Source organism: Pseudomonas tremae (assembly GCF_023278125.1).
GTDB lineage: Bacteria > Pseudomonadota > Gammaproteobacteria > Pseudomonadales > Pseudomonadaceae > Aquipseudomonas > Aquipseudomonas tremae.
The window spans coordinates 93,695-112,563 of sequence record NZ_CP066270.1; the positions used below are offsets into that span (position 1 = coordinate 93,695).

The window sequence follows — 18,869 nt, forward strand, 5'->3', positions numbered from 1 at the left end:
TTTGTACGACATACTCTGCGGGCCTTTTGAAGAGCGAGATGGTGCAGATGGACGAGCCGCAATCCTGCAGCACGGCTGCGATGGCAGTCAGGTGGGTCGCTTTGCTGGCGTTGGCGCTGGTCATTGCGATTGCCGACACGTTGACCGATCTGGAGATCGCCGTGGGGGTATTCCAGATCGCGGTGGTGCTGCTGGCTGTCAGGCTGTTGCCGGTCAGGGGCGTTATTGCTGTCGCGGTGGTGTGCATGGTGCTGACGGTGGTCAGTTACGAGATGACCACCTCCAGGGGCAGCGAGGCATCCGGGCTGATCAATTGCGTTATCAGTCTGTCCGCCATCGCCATCACGACCTGGCTGGCATTGCGCATGGCCCGGGCGATCAGCACAGTTCATGAAGCGCGCTCACAACTGGCCCGGATTGCCCGAGTCAATCAGTTGGGCGAGCTTACGGCGTCCATCGCCCATGAGGTCAATCAACCGCTGTCCGCCATCGTCATCAGCGGCAATGCCTGCCAGCGCTGGCTGGCCGCCGAGCCGGTCAATCTGGACAAGGCACGTCAGGCGGTCGAGCGCATGATGAGTGATGCGAATCGTGCCGGCGATATCATCGTGCGGGTGCGCGCCCTGGCAAAGCGCTCCTCGACGCACAAAGAGTGGATCAGCGTGGCTGACACCGTGGCTGAAATCGTGGCCCTGGCGCACAGCGAGATAGACGGGCAGGGCGTCGCGCTGACGGTCGAGGTTCCGGAAGGCCTGCCGCCGTTGCTGGCTGACCGGGTGCAGATCCAGCAGGTGCTGCTGAACCTGATGCTCAACGGTGTGGATGCGATGAAAAAGGTCGCGCCGGATCAGGCGCAACTGGAGGTTCGGGTGGATTGGCGCGAGGGCGGCGATATCGGATTTTCGGTGCATGACAATGGCGTCGGCGTGCCGCCGGAACACGTTCATCAGCTGTTTGATGCGTTCTACACCACCAAGGAGGAAGGCATGGGGATCGGCCTGGCGATCAGCCGGTCGATCATCGAGGCCCACGGCGGGCGTATCTGGGTCACACCCAACCCGACAATGGGTGCTACGTTTCACTTCACGCTGCCCACTGGAAAGATGGAAACCTGATGATGACACCCACCGCAGACCCGCAGGCCGCCGAGCCGATCATCTACGTTATCGATGATGACCTTTCGGTGCGCTCTTCACTGGAAGACCTGCTGGCCTCGGTGGGTTTGCGCAGCCTGCTGTTCGGCTCGACACGGGAGTTCATGGAGGCTTCGCGCCCTGATGCGCCGGGCTGCCTGATTTTGGACATCCGCATGCCTGGCATGAGCGGCCTCGACTTTCAGGAGCATATGGCCAGGTCAGGTATCTTCCTGCCTGTCATCTTTATCACCGGGCACGGCGACATTCCCATGTCGGTGAGGGCGATGAAAGCCGGAGCCGTGGAGTTTCTGACCAAGCCCTTTCGCGAGCAGGACTTGCTGGATGCCATCCAGCAAGGGCTGGCTCAGGACCGCAATCGCCGCCAGAACGACGCAGTCGAAAGCGAATTGCAGCGCCGTTATCTCAGCCTCAATCAGGGTGAGAAGCAGGTGATGGACCTTGTGGTCAGCGGCCTGTTGAACAAACAGATTGCCGCTCGACTGAATGTCAGTGAGATCACCGTCAAGGTCCGACGCGGCTCGGTCATGCGCAAGATGGAAGCTGACTCGCTGGCTGATCTGGTCAAGTTTGCCGAGCGTCTCAAAGAGCTTCACTGAGCCTCTACGGGTTCATCAACTGCGGCAGCACGTAGTTGCGCACGACGTACAGCGAGCCTTCAGCGCTCAGGTGCCCCGAGTCGATCTGCAAAAGCGAGCTGCTGTCTTCCGGGCGCACCCGACAGGCATCGGCAATGCACAGTTTGTCGATCAGCGAGACGAAGCGGATGCCTGCCGAAGCAGCCAGCTGGCGGACGGTCTGATCGGTTGCCATGATGCTGCGGTCCAGTGCCGGGTCGTTGATATACGGCTCGGTCAGCCCCCAATGGCGGTTGACGATGACACTTGGCAGCGATTGGTTCCACTGTGGCAGCGGGCCGATCAGCACAACATGTCTGACGCCAAAGCCTTTGAGTCGAATTGCTATGCGGCGCCAGTCAGTCTTGTCGTGGCCGTCTTTCTGCGCAATGACCACGGTATCCGGACGCAGCCTCTCAATACTTTGCAGGGCCGTTCTGTTGGAGTAGTCACAGGCCCGGCTGGTAGCCGATGCCCGTCCGGCGTGGTCGAGCAGATCAGGCAGGCAACTGGCCGATGCCACCTGATAGAACGGCGTATTGCGCGCCAGTAACGTGCGCAGCCCAAGCGACAGCGCCTGCGCGTGGGAGTCGCCCCACAGGAATACTCCGCCTGCGCCCTGCTGATGCGTGCAGGCCTCGTCGATCCCGGTCTGCCCGCGCTGGGTCATGGCGGAAAAGGCGTCGCACTTCAGCCAATAGGGTTCATACAGGTGGTGCTGGCGATCGACGTATTCTTCGATAAACAGCGCTTTGTCCGAAACACTGATTGCACGCAGCGGCGTTATCACGCCTCGGTTCATGCTCACCAGCGCGCCTGCGACGAAAACCAGAGCGGTCAGCGAGGCAAATTTCCAGCGGCCGACGCGCGCAGGCTTGCTGACAGGCTGTTCGATCAGTCGCCACGAGACCAGGCCCAGTGTCAGCGCCAGCAGCATGCCCGGCAATACCGTACGCATTTCGCCCAGCCAGCCGGCGTAGCTCATCCACACCACCACCGGCCAGTGCCAGAGATACAGCGAATACGACAGTTTGCCCAACCACTGCGACAGCGGATTGCCGGTCAGCGACGAGTCATTGCGTGCCGCCGTGATCACCGCAAAAGTCCCCAGCACCGGCAGCGCCACCAGATACCCCGGCCAGGTGTCCTGCACCGAGAGCAGAAAGAAGCCGGCCACTATCATTGCCAGCCCTAGCGCTTCCAGAGCCCGCTGCTGCAGCGCCCTTAACTGAAACGGAAACACACACGCCACGCCACCCGACAGCAGTTCCCACGCGCGAGCCGGCAGCAGGTAAAACGCAGCTTCTGGCGCTTGCCACGAGGCCACGATGCACAAACCAAAACCGGTCATGCATCCACCAAGCACCCACCAGCGCAGGTTGTGCAGCGCAACGACGCGGCTGAGGAGCAGCAGCGTAATCGGGTAGAGCAGGTAAAACTGCCATTCGACCGACAGCGACCACGTGTGCAGCAACCATTTTTCATGGGCGCTGGCGGTGAAGTAACCAGCCTCGCGCCAGTAGACGAAATTGGAAACGAACCCCAGGCTGCTCGCCACATGGCTGCCCAGCGCGCTGTAGTCCAGTGGCAGCAGATAAAACCAGCCCAGCAGCAAGAGGCAGAAACACAACACCGCCAGTGCCGGAACGATGCGTCTGGCCCTGGAAGCGTAAAACGTCACCAGCCTGAATGTGCCGTTTTTCAGCCCGCGCATGATGATCCCGGTGATCAGATACCCCGAGATAACGAAAAAAACATCTACCCCCGCAAAACCGCCCGGCAGCCAGGCGGGGTGGAAGTGGAACAGCACTACGGCAACCACCGCTATGGCACGCAGTCCGTTGATGTCTTTTCGGAAGGCCGTGGGTACGCCGGATGTCGGAGGAGCGGCAGGGGCTGGCGCGACTGTGCTGCAGTCGCCTTGGCGATTCATCACTGGCTGCCAAGGGCGGGTGCCGGTGTTCTGGCAGTGATTGCATAACCGATGGCCAGGCCAGCAAACAGGTTTGCGACCGCGACCTCGAACATGTCGGTAGTCCAGCTGATCAGGCACCAGCAAAAAACGACCGTCAGCAGCATTCGGCCGACGCGGGTCTTATCGTCGATCAACCTGAAAAACAACGGAATCTGCAGCGCATACAGCAGTAGCCCGAGTACACCCAGCATCGTCCACAGGTACAGGGCGGAACTGTCCATGCCGAGAAAGATCCCTGCGCCTTCGACCGGAAATATCCCCATGGTGCTGCCGACCATGCCGAAGCCTGCTCCCGTGATCATCCAGCCTTCACGGCGCATGGCATCAATCAGATTGGGCCACGTGTTGATCTGCCGGTCATACAGCGAGGCCATCGAGCTGCCGTTGCTGACCTCGTACGCATCAAGGTTCAACACCAGCCCCAGCGTTGGCAGCAGCAAACCGACAAACACCGCCGCCACACCGATAACCCGACAGGTCCAGCTCATCCGCTGGATCATCAACAGGCCGATGGTGGCGGCGAATGCGGCGGCGGGGGCTTTGCTGGTGGTCATCACGATGGCGTAAAGCGCTACGGCGCCCAGCATTGCCATGAGCAGGCGCGAGCGCAGGAACATGAACAGGTACAACGTGTAAAAAGCGATCATGATCGACAGCACGTTGGACACTCTGGCAAAGCCTGCGAGGCGGTCCGATTCGTCAGCGCTCCATGTGGTGTTGGCGCTCAGTTCGGTTCCGCCGACGTTGTAGCTGTAACCCTTCCATGGCACCGAGAGAAACCTGTCCAGCGCAATCCCCAGCAAGGACGCCAGCAGGCAGAACACGATGGCCTGGCAAAACAGCTTGCGACGGTGCAACAGGTGTTTCCCGCAGACAAGGCCAAACAGCAAAGGGCTTAGGGCGAATAAGCTGAACGCCAGGTTGTGAACGCTGGCGCGATGCAGCATGGCCAGCAGGCCCGAGATCAGCCACAGGACCACAAACGTCCAGAACAGCGGCCCGGCCTTGAACGTGCGTAGTTCAAGCACAGCCAGCAGAATGCAGGCTGCCTTTGGCAAGTAGAGCAGGGGGCCTGTGCCGGCCTGATCGAAGTAGAAGCGCAAGGCTCCGGAGAAAGTCTCGACCAGAATCAGGCTGATGGCGACCCACACCATTACCGTCGACTTATCAAAGGACATGATCGACGCGCGCGCGTCGGCGCGGCTCACAGGGTTGAACGCCATGCTGAGTGCCTTCTGAAATGCATCAGGGGGATTGCGCAGACAAAGCTACCGCCCGACGCTGCGGAGCGCGCCGACAGGGCTGAGCTTTGAGGAGGTGGTACAAGTCTGGAGCGAATGCTCGCAACGGCGTGACACGACGTATATCAGTCGCAGTTCGGGAAACTGTCAACTAATTAGTCAGGATTTGTGCGTAACGGAGCGCAGAGCGCGGGGCGAGAGGTGTCGGACCCTGCGCCCCGCTATTTCGGGTGTGAATACTCAGCGCATCAAGGGTACTTGCGCTTGTCAGGTGCTGGCGGGAAGTACTGATACAACCAGGTCTCGCTCAGCGTGCGGTCTGCGGTGCGGATGAACATGCGCATTTCAACCGGCTCGACCGAATCGCTGTCCGGTACCCAGTCAAAGGTGACGCGATAGCCTTTGATGTCCGGCAACACAAGGATATTGAAGTCCTGAACCTTACCGTGAGTGACCGTGACAATAGGCTCGATGCCTGTGCCTTCCGGCAGACGATCCAGACCGCCACCATTGAAGTCCACTGCAAAGCGACGTGCCCAAGTGGTCGGGTAGTGCTCGCCCGGTGCCCAGCCTTCCAGGAAACCGCCCATGCCCGAGCGCGTAGCGTGGACCTGAGCCAATGGGGTGCTGACCGGTGGCAATGGGCTCCAGAACAGCTTGTAGCCATAGTTCATCGAGTCCCCGGCCTTGACTGGCGTCTTTGGGGTCCAGAACACCACGATGTTATCCATCGTCTCACCGGTGGTCGGCAGTTCCAGAAGGCTGACTTCGCCTTCACCCCACGCCGTAATGGGTTCGACCCACAGGCTTGGACGGCGGCTGTACCAGACCACGGTGTCCTGGTAGCTGGAAAACTCGTGATCGCTCTGCACCAGACCGAAACCTTTCGGGTCCGTGTCTGAAAATGCGCTGAATTGCGGTTTGACCGGGTTGTTCAACGGACGGCAGATCCACTCGCCGTTGCCGCGCCACATGGACAGACGATCCGAGTCGTGAATCTGCGGGTGGATGGTGTCGCACATGCGGCGCTCGTGAGTGCCGCAGCTGAACATGCTGGTCATCGGCGAGATGCCCAGTTGGAGGATATCGGTACGGGCGTTGACGTGTGCGTCGATTTCCATGACCACCTGACCGGCCTGGCAGTCGATGTCGAAACGGTAGGCACCGGTCGCGCTGGGTGAGTCGAGCAGCGCGTACACCACAAAGCGGGTCGCATTCTTGTCCGGGGTTTCAAACCAGAACTTGGTGAAGTCGGGAAATTCTTCCTGACGCTTGGCGTAGCTGTCGATTGCCAGACCGCGTGCCGACAGCCCGTACTGCTTGTTGCTGTCCACAGCCCGAAAGTAGCTGGCGCCGAGGAACGAGACGACATCGTTGATGGCGATTTCTGGCGCCTTGAACAATTTGAAGCCGGCAAAACCCAGGTCGCCCTTGACCAGATTCTTGTCGATGCCGCTGCTTTCGTAATTGAACAGGTCATGGCGGAAATGCACTTCCCGCGCCTGTTTGTTTTTCGGGTCTACGCTGTACATCCGCACCGGCGTCTTGAAGCCCATGCCGACGTGGAAAAAATGCACGTCCAGCTGACCGTTGACGTCTTTCCACAGCGAGTGGTTCGGGTCGTAGCGAATGGCATTGAATTGCAGCGGCGTCATGTTCGCCAACACCGGTGGCAGGACTTGCTTGTTGCTCACATAGCCTTTACTCGCGAGCTTCTTGGCATGAGCTTGCAGCTCTGCAAAATCGAAATGCTCGATCTCGCCATCGGCCGCTGCGGCTAACGCTCGAGCGGCGAAAAGCCCTGAAGCCGACACGCTGCTGTAAGCGGCCAACGCCATGGACGCTTTCAGGAGATTTCTGCGATTCATAAGGGTGAAGCCTCTGAGTAATTCTGTGCGTCCTGCACAAAAAATGGCGCGCCAACGACTCCTTGCCGAACGCAAACTACCCACAACAGATAACAAAGACGAGATACGGTTCGGAAATCGGCCAAAAAAAAATGCCGATCATGCGCAATGATTACGGTGCTACGCTGCAAAAGAAGACGATATCAAGGCCCACCGGAATCGCCCATCGCCACGTAGCTCAAGGCCTCCAGACCAGCCGTGTATAACTGTCCGACCGCCGAGGTACTTACACCACCATCAACAATTCATTCCGCCAAGCAATATTCAGCAACGATTTTAGTGGCGCACGGGTGGTCGAAAAGGGTGCTGCCGGGCTCTTTGGGACAAGTTTCAGACAGTGCGCTGCGGCTATATCGCATTCGTTCAGCTAATAGTCCTGACGAAAGTTTCACTCTGCGTGTTATATCGTAACGCTATGATGCGCAGGCATTCTCATGCCAATGCATGGGTCTGTCACAGGGCAATAATCAGCGGGTTCCGGGGTAGTTGATGCGGGTTGATCTGGATGAGCATGCAGGCCTGGAAGGTCTGCCGCGGTTTCAAATGGCGATGCAGCAGGTCAAGCGTTTTGGACGGCTGATGTACCTGACCGGCGGGGCAGGCGCCTTCGGGCTGTTGCTGGCGTTTTCCATCGACCTGTTTTCCCCTGGCTCCCTGTGGATGGCCGTGCTCGGCAACGTGTCGGCAGCGCTGCTGCTACTGACCGCTGGCCTGCAATCTGCGAAACACGTCGCATTGTGGCGCGCTCGTGCATTGGGCGCTTTCGACGCTGGAGTGCTTTTCGAAACACCCGCGACCCTGGATGAAAGCGGCTGGTACGAGCGTCTGCTGACCCGACTCAGTGACTCGGGAGAGTCGCTGATCAGGCACATCGGTGCATCGACTCTGTGGCTGGCCGGTTGGGCTGTGCTGGCATTGATCGTTATCCGTACCTTCTGGAATCTGGTGTTGCTCGGCACGGACCTCTCGGCGACGAGCAGCCTGGCCGGTAGTGTGATGCTGCTGCTTGCATTCGGGTTGCTGGTCATCGAGCGTCAATTGAGCAGCGAGCCCGATGGCCAGTCACCGGAAGCAGGGCCGCTGGCGCAACTGGTCCGCATGACCATTGCGGTGATGCTGATCGGTGCGCTGTGCCTGTTTTTCTCCAGTGCCGACAGGGTCTGGCCTGTGCGTCTGGCCGTTTTGATCGGCCTGCTGCCGATGGGTGTCGCACTCGAGTTGCTGCTGCGCGCGGGCTTGTCGGTCTTCAGCCCGCGCAACCCTCGCGTCGAGCCGCGTCTGCTGGCCAGCAGCTTTATCGCTGACCTGCTGCGCTGGCCACCGCGCCCGCTGATGGCCTTGCAGCACGAACTGCACAATCGTTTTGGCATTGATCTGCGCCAGATCTGGGCCTTCACCTACATGCGCCGCGCCTTTATGCCGGTGCTGGCGGTGGTGGCTGCGTTGGGCTGGGCGTTGAGTGGCGTGCATGAAATACCCATGCAGGGACGAGGCATCTACGAGCGTTTCGGCAAACCGGTCGAGGTCTTCGGCCCTGGGCTGCATGCAGGTCTGCCTTGGCCATTCGGGCGTGTTCTGGCGGTGGAGAACGGCGTGATTCATGAGCTGGCGACCAGTGTTTCCGCAGCCGACGCTGCCGAGCAGATACTGGACCCTGCCGAAGGCCCGCCGCCGAACAGCGCCAACCGTCTGTGGGATGCCAGCCACATCAATGAAAAATCCCAGGTCATTGCCAGCAGTGCCGGCGACAAGCAAAGCTTTCAAATCGTCAATATGGATGTACGCTTCGTCTATCGCATCGGCCTGACGGACTCGGCAGCGATGGCCTCGACCTACAACAGCGCTGATATCCCGGCCCTTATCCGCAGCACGGCCAGCCGCGTGCTGGTACATGACTTCGCGTCGCGCACGCTAGACGAGCTGCTTGGCGAGCAGCGCAGCGGCCTGGCCGACGATATCGGCAAGGCAGTGCAGGCTGACCTGAAGCGCTTGGACAGCGGCGTCGAGTTGCTCGCCACGGTGGTCGAAGCGATCCATCCGCCAGCCGGCGCGGCCAATGCCTACCATGCTGTGCAGGCCGCGCAGATCGGCGCGCAGGCATTGATTGCCCGCGAGCGCGGGGCTGCCAGCGACAAGGCTAATCAGGCCCAGCTCAACGCCAGTGTCGCCCGCGACCAGGCCACTGGCGCTGCCCGCGAAGTGATGGCCACGGCACAAGGGGCGGACCTGCGCTTCAGTGCCGAGCGGCAGGCTTACGCCAAGGCAGGGCAGGCGTTTCTGCTCGAGCAATACTTGGCGCAGCTTACCGAAGGGCTGGGCAATGCCAAACTGCTGATACTCGACCACCGTCTGGGCGGCGATAACGCGCCGACCATCGACCTGCGATCTTTCACCCCACCGGCAGACCCAACGGCGCCGCGTAAAGCCGTTCAGTAAGGAGTCGTCCCTTGAGTCTGTTTCATCATCATCACGATCACAGTGACCACGAAAGCCACGACACACATGGGCATGGTGGTCATGGGCATCACCACCACCATCATCACGCTGCCGGTCCGGCGAGCTTCCCGTGGCGACGGGCAAGTCTGGCGGCGCTGCTGATTGCATTCGCCGTCGCGGCGGCCAGCCTGGTACAGGTGCGCTCGGGGGAGGCCACGGTGGTGACGCGTTTCGGCAACCCGTCGCGCGTGCTGCTCAAGCCAGGTTTGAACTGGCGCTGGCCTGCGCCGTTCGAAGCGACCATCCCGGTGGATCTGCGGCTACGCACCACCTCCAGCGGCTTGCAGGATGTCGGCACCCGCGACGGCTTGCGCATCATCGTTCAGGCCTATGTGGCCTGGCAGGTGCAAGGCGATGCGGCCAACGTGCAGCGTTTCATGCGCGCAGTACAGAACCAGCCTGACGAGGCCGCGCGGCAAATCCGTACCTTCGTCGGCTCTGCGCTGGAGACCACTGCGAGCAGCTTCGACCTGTCCAGCCTGGTCAATACCGACGCCAGCAAAGTGAACATCACAGCCTTTGAAAACCAGCTGCGTCAGCAGATCGATCAGCAACTGCTGGCAACCTATGGCGTGCGCGTGCTGCAAGTGGGCGTCGAGCGACTTACATTGCCATCGGTAACACTCAACGCCACCGTGGACCGCATGCGCGCCGAGCGGGAAACCATCGCCACCGAGCGCACCGCAGTGGGCAAGCGCGAGGCGGCCCAGATACGCTCGGCAGCCGAGCGTGATGCGCGCATTGTCGAAGCGGATGCGACGGTCAAGGCCGCCGATATCGAGGCGCAGTCCCGGGTCGAGGCGGCGCAGATCTACGGTCGTGCCTACGCTGGCTCACCGCAGCTGTACAACCTGCTGCGCTCGCTGGACACACTGGGCACTATCGTGACGCCAGGTACGCGCCTGATTCTGCGCACCGACGCCGCGCCGTTCCGGGTGCTGGTGGATGGCCCGCCGACGCTGGACGGCAAGAGCGGAACGCAGCCATGAGCGAGCCTGTGGCGCAACGGCCGCCTGTTAACAGCCCTTGGTTGCAGGCCAGTCGTCTGGCGTTCATCGGGCTATACGGCGTTACCCTGCTGGCAGCGCTTGGCTGGATGACGTCAAACGTGCGCGAAATCGACCCGCAGAACCGTGCGGTGGTGATGCGTTTCGGCGCGCTCGAGCGGGTTCAGAACGCAGGCTTGCTGACTGCCTGGCCGCAACCGTTTGAGCAGGTGGTGCTGCTGCCGTCGGCTGATCGAGTGATAGAGCGCCGGGTAGAAACCTTGCTGCGCTCGCCTGCGGCCTTGAAAGCCGATGAGATCGCGACCTTGTCGGCGCCCATGAGCGATGCATTGGCAGGCTCGGGTTTTTTGCTGACTGGCGACGCAGGCGTCGTGCAACTGGATGTGACCGTGTTCTATAAAGTGATCGACCCCAGGTCCTTCGTTCTGCAGGGTGACCATGTGTTGCCTGCGCTGGACCGGCTGGTCAATCGCAGCGCCGTGGCGCTGACTGCCGCGCGCGACCTGGACACCATTCTGGTGGCCCGGCCCGAGCTGATCAGCGCCGACAGTAAAGCCGCCGAACGCCGAGAACGGCTGCGCGGTGATCTGGTGCGCGGCATCAACCAGCGTCTGGCAGAGCTTGATGCGACCGGCATGGGCATCGGCATCGAGGTTGCACGGGTCGATGTGCAGTCGAGCCTGCCCACCTCGGCGGTCAATGCGTTCAATGCCGTACTGACAGCCAGTCAGCAGGCCGATCAGGCCGTGGCTAACGCGCGCACGGACGCCGAGAAACTGACCCAGAACGCCAACCAGCAGGCTGACCGGACCCTGCAAGTGGCGCACGCCCAGGCGTCGGAGAGGCTGGCCAAGGCTCAGGCCGACACTGCTACCGTAGCCAGTCTGTCGGAGTCGGCGCGAAGCGGCAGCGATCCTGGCCTGATGCAGCGACTGTACCGAGAACGCGTGCCGGGCATTCTGCGCCAGGCCGGTTCGGTCACCACCGTCGACCCCAAAGACGATTCCCGCCTGATCATCCAGGGAGCACCGCAATGAGTGGCGAAGCCGTTCACACCCATGACGCCGCCACAGTCGAGGCGCCCGGCAGCCTGTTGAGCAGCGCGGAGCAGCGGAGCGCTGCCAGGCAACTGACTCTGGCGATGCTGGCGTTGGGCTTGCTGGGCCTTGGGCTGATCTGGCGCTTTTTCTCCCCGGAGCAGACCGGCGTCAGCCAACTGCTGCTGGGCGCAGCCTCGCTGCTGGTAGCGATCCCGGTGATCAGCGCGGGCTGGCACAGCTTGCGGCATCCGAGCCTGCATGGCATCACCGATCAACTTATCGCACTGGCCATGCTGGGCGCCTGGGCCACGGGTGACCTGATGACCGCTGCGTTGCTGCCGATTATCATGATCTTCGGGCATGTGCTGGAAGAGCGCAGCGTGATCGGCTCTCAGGAAGCCATTGAGGCGCTGGGCCGCCTGACACGCAGCCAAGCGCGTTTGCTGGATGCCGATGGCAGCATTCACGAGGTCGATAACTCCACACTCAAGGCCGGCGATCAGGTTGAGGTGCGTGCAGGCGACCGGGTACCGGCGGATGGTCGGGTGCTGTCCGGGCAAGCGAGCCTCGATACGTCATCCATTACCGGCGAGTCGGTGCCGCTGGAAGCGAGTATCGGCGTCGAGGTGTTTGGTGGCGCGATCAACCTGGATGGCCTGCTGCGCATCGAAGTGACTCGTATCGGCGATCAGTCCACGCTGGGCAAGGTGATTGCGCTGATGCAAAGCGCCGAACGCTCCAAGCCACCGATCACCCGCCTTCTGGAGCGCTACGCAGGCAGCTACATGGTGCTGGTGTTGCTGATTGCAGCGCTGACATGGTTCATCACCCAGGATGCGCAGGCAATGCTGGCGGTGCTGGTGGCTGCCTGTCCATGTGCGCTGGTGCTCTCGGCGCCAGCCACTGCCATCGCCGGCATTGCCGTGGCGGCGCGCCACGGGATTCTGATCCGCAGCTCGGCGTTTCTCGAAGAGCTGGCGGACCTGACCTCGCTGGTAGTGGACAAGACCGGCACGCTGACATTCGGGCGTCTGCGGCTGCAAACGGTGCAGGCAGAAGGTCCGGAACATCCCCAATTGCTGGAGTTGGCGGCGAGCCTGGGTTCGGCCAGCAGCCACCCGGTCAGCCGTGCATTGTCCGGGCTTGTGGATAACCATCAATTGCTGCCGCTGACCGATACTCGTGAACGCCAAGGGCTGGGTGTCGTGGCATCAACCGAGCATGGCGAAGCCGCCTTGGGCCGGCCCGAGCTTTTCGAACAGCTCGGCATTGCCACGCCTGCTGTACCGGCCCATGACGGCCCGTTGGCCGGGCTGTCTCTGGACGGTGTATTTCTGGCCTGGCTGCTGCTGGCCGACAGCGTCAAACCGGAAGCACAAGCTGCCTTGCTCGAGTTGCGCGAACTGGGAATGGGAAGGCAATTGCTGTTGACCGGCGACCGGCAGAGCGTGGCCGACAGCCTGGCTCGGGAAATCGGCATCGCTGATGTTCAGGCGCAGGCGCTGCCTGAAGATAAGCTCAACCGCGTCATGGGCGAAATTGCCAGTGGTTTCCGGCCGATGGTAGTGGGCGACGGCGTCAACGATTCGTTGGCCCTCAAGGCGGGTGTGGTGGGCGTTGCGATGGGGGCGGGCGGGGCGGACATCGCCCTGGCCTCTGCCGACATCGTGCTGATCGGCAGCGATCTGCGTCGACTGGGCACATGTGTGCGACTGAGCCGCCAGTGCCGCCAAACATTGCAGGTCAACGTCATCATTGGCCTGGGCTGGACCCTGGCGATCGTAGCGCTGGCGGCCTTTGGTCTGCTTGGCGCAGCAGGCGCCATGGTCGCGGCTATCCTGCACAATCTCAGCACGCTGCTGGTGTTAGGCAATGCCGGGCGTTTGCTGCGCTTTCAGGAGCCTCTGCTCAAGCTTTAAGCATGTTATGCGCTGTGCCAAGGCTCTAGCCGACGAACCTGATCAGGTTTGAAAATGGCTTGAGCTTTGAAGCGTTCTGTTACAAATTAAGCGCTAGTCTTCAATGCGTGATCCGAATTCAGGCTGTTACCCGGCTCGAATCAGTGGGCACAAGGCTGTTCCCCCGAAGTCGATTCATCGCAGTTATGCCGTCGCCGATAGCCTTTACTGGCCCTTTAGCAGGGGTCTCGCTGGATTACTCTTTTTTGAGTTTCTGGATAAAGGGGTGATTTTGAATGCATACGCAACTTCCAACGGCTTTTCAAAACCTGCATTTACCGTTGCGGCTCAAGCTGTGGGACGGCTATCAGATGGATCTCGGCCCTGCGCCCAGCGTCACCATCGTGATAAAGGATCCGCAATTGGTGGCCGATTTCACGCACCCCAGCCTGGGCTTGCTGGGCAGCGCATTTGTCGAAGGACGTCTGGAACTCGAAGGCTCGATCAGCGAAGTCGTGCGCGTTTGCGATGAGCTGACGCACGCGCTGGTAGAGGATGACGACAGCGACGGTTCTCCGTCACGGGTTTGCCATGACAAGGACACCGATGCTGCGTCGATCGCCTACCATTACGACGTGTCCAACGACTTCTATCAGCTCTGGCTTGACCGGGAGATGGTCTATTCCTGCGCGTATTTCAAGACCGGCAGTGAGTCTCTGGAACAGGCGCAGCTGGACAAATTCCATCATCTGTGCCGCAAGCTGCGCCTCAAACCAGGCGAGCACTTGCTGGACGTCGGCTGTGGCTGGGGCGGGCTGGCACGGTTTGCCGCTCGCGAATACGGTGTGAAGGTGTTCGGTATCACCCTCAGTCAGCAGCAGCTTGCGCTTGCCCGCGAGAGAGTGTGTGCCGAAGGGCTGCAGGATCAGGTTGATCTGCAACTGCTTGATTACCGCGATCTGCCGCAGGACGCGCGCTTCGACAAGGTCGTCAGTGTCGGGATGTTCGAGCATGTCGGGCACGCCAACCTGTCGCTGTACACGCAATGCCTGTTCGGCGCGGTAAAGGCGGGCGGGCTGGTGATGAATCACGGTATCACTGCACTGCATACCGATGGCCGCCCGGTGGGGCGCGGTGCAGGAGAGTTCATTGACCGCTACGTGTTCCCCAACGGCGAGCTGCCGCACCTGGCGATGATGACTGCCCACATCAGCGACGCCGGGCTGGAAGTGGTCGACGTCGAGAGTCTGCGTCCGCACTATGCCAAGACGCTGGAGCACTGGAGCGCGCGTCTTGAAGAGCGGCTCAGTGAAGCCGCTGACATCGTTCCCGCACATACCCTGCGCATCTGGCGTCTTTACCTGGCGGGGTGTGCCTACGGCTTCACCAAAGGCTGGATCAACCTGCATCAGATACTTGCCGTGAAACCTTTCGCCGATGGGTCTACGGGGCTTCCTCTGACGCGCGAGGACATTTATCGCTGACCTGCAACGCGGGCTTCAGGCACCTCACAAGATCGGCGAAATGAGCCTCGCCACGCGCATGCCAAGCTGGTGCAGGCGTCGGGTTTCGTGGCTTTCCTGCAAGGATATTTCCCGCGCCACGGCAAAGTCGGCGACGAGCATGGCCTCGACCTGACTGGAGAAGTCGCTGTCCACGGTCAACAGCATCAGTTCGAAGTTGAGGCGGAACGAGCGGTTGTCGAGGTTGGCACTGCCGATGGCGGTGATTTCGTTATCCACCAGTACCACCTTCTGATGCAGAAAACCCGGGCCGTAGCGGAATACTCTGACGCCTGCACGCACGGCATCGAACGCGTAAAGGCTGGAGGCCGCGTAAACCACGTAATGGTCAGGGCGCGAAGGCAGCAGTAGTCGCACGTCGACGCCGCGCAGTACCGCGAGGGTCAGCGCTGCTGTAACCGCTTCATCGGGGATGAAATAGGGGCTGGTGATCCACACGCGCTCTTCGGCAGCGTGGATAGCTTCGACGAAGAACAACGAACAGGTTTCCTGCGGGTCTGCCGGGCCTGTGGTCAGCAACTGGCAGAGTACGCCATCTTCGGGAAATTCGTCGGGCAGGCTCAGTGGCGGCAACTCACGGGTGGCCCAGAACCAGTCTTCGGCAAAGGATTCCTGCAGACAGGCGACCACCGGCCCGATGGCTTCCACATGAGTATCTCGCCACGGTGCCAGCGGCGGTTTCAAGCCCATGTACTCGTCGCCGACGTTGTGCCCGCCCATATAGCCCTTGAGGCCATCCACAACCACTATCTTGCGGTGATTACGGAAGTTGATCTGGAAACGGTTAAGCCAGCCACTGCGCGTGGCGAATGCCTTGACCTGTACGCCGCCGTTGCGCAACTTCTCGATATAGGACCACGGCAGCGCATGGCTGCCGATGCGGTCATACAGCACAAAGATCGCCACGCCCTGGGCAGCCTTTTCAAGCAACAGTGTTTGCAATTGCCGACCGAGCTTGTCGTCATGAATGATGAAGAACTGGATCAGAATGGTCTGTTTCGCCTCGCGGATCGCCTGAAAAATCGCTTCGAAGGTTTCTTCGCCATTGATCAACAACCTGACCTTGTTGTTGGCCAACGCAGGCATGTTCCCCAGCTTGGGCATCGCGCGCAGCTTCTCGTAGGCATCTGACCGACGCGCTGCCACGGCTTCTTCGATCCACGGCCGCCAATTGAGATTGCCGATAGCTGCACGCATCTCTTTGTTGGCCTCACGGCGCGCCTTGATGTAAGCGTCGAATGAACTGCGTCCGAATATCAGATAGGGCAGCAAAGTGAAGTAGGGAATGAACAGCAACGGCATCGCCCAGGCAATCGCGCCTTGGGAGGTGCGTACGGTCAACAAGGCATGAATGGCGGCGATTGTGCCCAGCAGGTGTATGAAGCCAATGACATAACCGAAAAAATACGGGTCGTGATAATCCATGTGGAACAATGCTCCTCGCCTTGATCGCCTAAAAGACCACAGCTGGGCGGGAATGTCGCTATTTTATTAGCCGTGCAACTGGACGACGCTTGTGTCGTCTAAGGCTTATCTTTCGGCTGGTTTGCTCCGGCCTTGTCCGCACTTGCAAATGCCTGATCAGGAAACTTGAAATGAACAAACGCATGTTGGCTTGGATGTTTTGCCTGGCGACCCCGTTGGCTCAGGCGCAAATGCTGCAGCCTGGCCTGTGGGAACTGACCTCGAGCAATATGAAGGTGGATGGCCAACAATTGCCGGACATGCAATTGATGCTGGGGCAGTTGCAGAACCTGCCACCTGAGCAGCGCGCCATGATGGAACAGATGATGAAAAAGCAGGGTGTCACGCTCGGCGGTAAAGGCGTGCGTGCCTGCCTGACTCAAGCTCAGGTGCAGTCGGATGACATTCCGCTGACCGATCCTGCTTCAGGCTGCACGCAGAAGATCACCGCTCGCAACGGCAAGACCTGGAATTTCCAGTTCTCGTGTCCTAAAGCGCAAGGTACAGGGCAAGCGCAGTTCCTTAGCGACCGTGAGTTCACGACCAAAGTGGTCGGTACTTTCAATGCGACTGGCCAGCAACAGAACGGCAGCATGGACACCCGTGCGGTCTGGCTAGGCCCGCAATGTGGCAACGTTGCGCCGCGTACCTGATCAAATTCATAGAGTTATGTTCCACGTGGAACACAGTTCATGAAAACGATGAGATTTTGTCGTTATCTACCTGTGTTTCATGACGGAATCTTCATGAAGGGCTTCATCTTTCACGCGTAACTGCATGTTATATTGTTACTAATAATGTGGATGAACCCTTCGTGAGCCGGGATGCTCGATTTGCTCTTTGAGACATTCCATGCACCGACGCCAAGTATTGCTCAATATGCTGCTGGCCAGCGCCGCCCTGACGCTGCCGTTGGGCGCCTATGCCACGCAAATCAGCAATGCACGCCTGTGGCGTACCAACGACAAGCTGCGGCTGGTACTCGACCTCAGCGGCCCCGTGCAATACAAGACTTTCACGCTGACTGCACCCGACCGGCTGATCATTGATGTCAGCGGTTCTCGGCTGACCGGCGACTTCAGTCAGTTAGCGCTAGATCGCACAGTTATCAAATCGATTCGCTCTGGGCACTACGGTACAGGCGATGACACGCGCATTGTTCTGGACCTGACCGCTCCTGTGCAGCTCAACAGCTTCCTGCTCGGCCCGGAAGGTGCGCAGGGTCATCGGTTGGTGCTGGACATGAGTTCCACCGCGCGCGCCCCCGTACAGATGGCCGAATTGCCGCCACCCGTGCCGGTTCCGATTCAGAGCAGCAAGGCGCACACCGGCCGCGACATCATGGTCGTGGTCGACGCCGGTCATGGCGGCAAGGACCCTGGCGCAGTCGGTTCTCGTGGCGAACGCGAGAAAGATGTCGTGCTGTCCATCGCTCAGTTGCTGGCTAGACGCCTGAAACGCGAGAAGGGCTTCGATGTGCGCCTGGTGCGCAACGATGATTTCTTCGTGCCGCTGCGCAAGCGCGTCGAGTTCGCGCATAAATCCAACGCCGACATGTTCATCTCGGTGCATGCTGACGCTGCGCCTCGTCTTACTGCTTCGGGGGCTTCGGTGTTTGCCTTGTCCGAAGGCGGAGCAACGTCGGCGACGGCGCGCTTCATGGCGCAGCGCGAGAACGGCGCAGACTTGCTGGGGGCGTCTTCGCTGCTCAACCTCAAGGACAAAGACCCGATGCTGGCGGGGGTCATTCTCGATATGTCGATGAACGCTACCATCGCTGCCAGTCTGCAACTGGGCCATACCGTTCTGGGCAGCCTGGAAGGCATCACCACGCTGCACCAGAAACGCGTCGAGCAAGCAGGCTTTGCGGTGCTCAAGTCGCCTGACGTGCCGTCGATTCTGGTCGAGACCGGGTTCATCTCCAACAGCCGCGACAGCCAGCGCCTTGTCACAGCGCGCCATCAGCAAGCCGTTGCCGACGGGTTGTTCGAGGGGCTGCAACGTTACTTCCAGCGCAACCCGCCTGTGGATTCGCACATGGCCTGGGTGCAGGCGCAGAAGCGCGAACAGCAAGCCTGATTTTATCAGCGGCAGCCGTTCAACCGGCTGCAGGTGATTTTGCTGCGCGTGCCGCTTGAGCTAGATACCCGCGTGATCGTCGTCCAGCCCACACGCTGCACGGTGCCGACCCAGGCTTCGCCATTCGAGGCCAGCCCGGTAAAAAACGTCAGTTGCCCATAGCGGCTATTGGTCTGAGCCCAGCGGCGGTTGTCTATCCGCTCGTAGCCCCTCAACCAGGTTGTCGACCCGGCTGTCACCACGCTGTAGCTGTTGCCCAGCGCGTCGTGGCAGGCCAGCACCGTTGCGCTGCGCGTACAGCGTGCGAGGTCGGGGGCAGCCGCCATCGCAGCTGTACTGCTCAGTGTCACAAGCATGATCAAGCCCATTGCCAGTTCTTTCATGAAAAACCCGTCATCAAGGCTGATAGCTATTTTGTGTTGTTATACTATAACATCGCAAAGTGATTAGAGTCGGTTGCTTCAGGGG

General features: G+C 60.4%; 14 protein-coding genes. 9 read left to right on the forward strand and 5 right to left on the reverse strand.

All coding sequences use genetic code 11. From position 1 onward, the window contains the following. Positions 1–47 precede the first annotated feature (47 nt). A complete protein-coding gene (locus I9H09_RS00410; RefSeq protein WP_024669552.1) occupies positions 48–1,115 on the forward strand; it encodes a sensor histidine kinase in 1,068 nt (355 codons plus the stop codon). Continuing rightward, positions 1,115–1,753 carry a response regulator transcription factor gene (locus I9H09_RS00415; RefSeq protein WP_053479794.1) on the forward strand — a complete coding sequence of 213 codons (639 nt, stop codon included), beginning with the start codon at positions 1,115–1,117 and terminating at the stop codon, positions 1,751–1,753. Before I9H09_RS00410 ends, I9H09_RS00415 begins: the two co-directional genes overlap by 1 nt. A 4-nt stretch (positions 1,754–1,757) precedes the next feature. Here the strand turns inward: I9H09_RS00415 and I9H09_RS00420 are convergent, their stop codons facing one another. From I9H09_RS00420 to I9H09_RS00430, 3 genes are all read right to left on the reverse strand, one after another. Beyond that, positions 1,758–3,704 carry an acyltransferase family protein gene (locus tag I9H09_RS00420; RefSeq protein WP_122346668.1) on the reverse strand — a complete coding sequence of 649 codons (1,947 nt, stop codon included), beginning with the start codon at positions 3,702–3,704 and terminating at the stop codon, positions 1,758–1,760. Next, positions 3,704–4,969, reverse strand: coding sequence for a hypothetical protein (locus I9H09_RS00425; RefSeq protein ID WP_122355041.1), 1,266 nt, complete (start codon positions 4,967–4,969; stop codon positions 3,704–3,706). The genes I9H09_RS00420 and I9H09_RS00425 overlap by 1 nt, the downstream gene beginning before the upstream one ends. Positions 4,970–5,235: 266 nt before the next feature. Next, complete coding sequence (locus I9H09_RS00430; protein ID WP_005894975.1) at positions 5,236–6,855, reverse strand: glucan biosynthesis protein D; 1,620 nt, start codon at positions 6,853–6,855, stop codon at positions 5,236–5,238. A 528-nt stretch (positions 6,856–7,383) separates the two neighbouring features. On the opposite strand from I9H09_RS00430, the gene hflK (I9H09_RS00435) reads away from it, so the two are divergent. From hflK (I9H09_RS00435) to cfaB, 5 genes are all read left to right on the forward strand, one after another. Further along, a complete protein-coding gene (gene hflK / locus I9H09_RS00435) occupies positions 7,384–9,330 on the forward strand; it encodes a protease modulator HflK (RefSeq protein WP_122347016.1) in 1,947 nt (648 codons plus the stop codon). Positions 9,331–9,341: 11 nt separating this feature from the next. Then, positions 9,342–10,379 (forward strand): protease modulator HflC, encoded by a 1,038-nt coding sequence (gene hflC, locus I9H09_RS00440; RefSeq protein WP_122347017.1) that lies wholly within the window; start codon positions 9,342–9,344, stop codon positions 10,377–10,379. Beyond that, on the forward strand, positions 10,376–11,434 hold the full coding sequence (gene hflK / locus I9H09_RS00445; protein ID WP_005894985.1) for a protease modulator HflK: 1,059 nt from the start codon (positions 10,376–10,378) through the stop codon (positions 11,432–11,434). Before hflC ends, hflK (I9H09_RS00445) begins: the two co-directional genes overlap by 4 nt. Then, on the forward strand, positions 11,431–13,356 hold the full coding sequence (locus tag I9H09_RS00450) for a cation-translocating P-type ATPase (protein ID WP_236534598.1): 1,926 nt from the start codon (positions 11,431–11,433) through the stop codon (positions 13,354–13,356). The genes hflK (I9H09_RS00445) and I9H09_RS00450 overlap by 4 nt, the downstream gene beginning before the upstream one ends. A 275-nt stretch (positions 13,357–13,631) precedes the next feature. Further along, positions 13,632–14,819, forward strand: coding sequence for a C17 cyclopropane fatty acid synthase CfaB (cfaB, locus tag I9H09_RS00455; protein WP_122347534.1), 1,188 nt, complete (start codon positions 13,632–13,634; stop codon positions 14,817–14,819). Between the two features lie 24 nt (positions 14,820–14,843). Here cfaB and cls read toward each other — a convergent pair whose 3' ends face one another. After that, the gene (gene cls / locus I9H09_RS00460) at positions 14,844–16,283 is read right to left on the reverse strand and encodes a cardiolipin synthase (RefSeq protein WP_024669545.1); all 1,440 of its coding nucleotides are present in this window, start codon (positions 16,281–16,283) and stop codon (positions 14,844–14,846) included. A 170-nt stretch (positions 16,284–16,453) separates the two neighbouring features. Between cls and I9H09_RS00465 the strand changes: the two genes are divergently transcribed. Continuing rightward, positions 16,454–16,975: a DUF3617 domain-containing protein gene (locus tag I9H09_RS00465; protein WP_024690214.1), complete on the forward strand. Its 522-nt coding sequence runs from the start codon at positions 16,454–16,456 to the stop codon at positions 16,973–16,975. A gap of 199 nt (positions 16,976–17,174) precedes the next feature. After that, positions 17,175–18,401: an N-acetylmuramoyl-L-alanine amidase gene (locus tag I9H09_RS00470; RefSeq protein ID WP_024669543.1), complete on the forward strand. Its 1,227-nt coding sequence runs from the start codon at positions 17,175–17,177 to the stop codon at positions 18,399–18,401. A 5-nt stretch (positions 18,402–18,406) separates the two neighbouring features. Here I9H09_RS00470 and I9H09_RS00475 read toward each other — a convergent pair whose 3' ends face one another. Beyond that, entirely contained in the window at positions 18,407–18,784 is a 378-nt protein-coding gene (locus I9H09_RS00475; protein ID WP_024669542.1) for a hypothetical protein, read from the reverse strand. Positions 18,785–18,869 lie beyond the last annotated feature (85 nt).

Excerpts from the sequence above, each read along its gene's own strand:
- I9H09_RS00410 (WP_024669552.1), top strand. The coding sequence starts at position 48 with ATGGACGAGCCGCAATCCTGCAGCACGGCTGCGATGGCAGTCAGGTGG.
- I9H09_RS00415 (WP_053479794.1), top strand. The coding sequence starts at position 1,115 with ATGATGACACCCACCGCAGACCCGCAGGCCGCCGAGCCGATCATCTAC.
- I9H09_RS00420 (WP_122346668.1), bottom strand. The coding sequence starts at position 3,704 with ATGAATCGCCAAGGCGACTGCAGCACAGTCGCGCCAGCCCCTGCCGCT.
- I9H09_RS00425 (WP_122355041.1), bottom strand. The coding sequence starts at position 4,969 with ATGGCGTTCAACCCTGTGAGCCGCGCCGACGCGCGCGCGTCGATCATG.
- I9H09_RS00430 (WP_005894975.1), bottom strand. The coding sequence starts at position 6,855 with ATGAATCGCAGAAATCTCCTGAAAGCGTCCATGGCGTTGGCCGCTTAC.
- hflK (WP_122347016.1), top strand. The coding sequence starts at position 7,384 with ATGCGGGTTGATCTGGATGAGCATGCAGGCCTGGAAGGTCTGCCGCGG.
- hflK (WP_005894985.1), top strand. The coding sequence starts at position 10,376 with ATGAGCGAGCCTGTGGCGCAACGGCCGCCTGTTAACAGCCCTTGGTTG.
- I9H09_RS00450 (WP_236534598.1), top strand. The coding sequence starts at position 11,431 with ATGAGTGGCGAAGCCGTTCACACCCATGACGCCGCCACAGTCGAGGCG.
- cfaB (WP_122347534.1), top strand. The coding sequence starts at position 13,632 with ATGCATACGCAACTTCCAACGGCTTTTCAAAACCTGCATTTACCGTTG.
- cls (WP_024669545.1), bottom strand. The coding sequence starts at position 16,283 with ATGGATTATCACGACCCGTATTTTTTCGGTTATGTCATTGGCTTCATA.
- I9H09_RS00465 (WP_024690214.1), top strand. The coding sequence starts at position 16,454 with ATGAACAAACGCATGTTGGCTTGGATGTTTTGCCTGGCGACCCCGTTG.
- I9H09_RS00470 (WP_024669543.1), top strand. The coding sequence starts at position 17,175 with ATGCACCGACGCCAAGTATTGCTCAATATGCTGCTGGCCAGCGCCGCC.
- I9H09_RS00475 (WP_024669542.1), bottom strand. The coding sequence starts at position 18,784 with ATGAAAGAACTGGCAATGGGCTTGATCATGCTTGTGACACTGAGCAGT.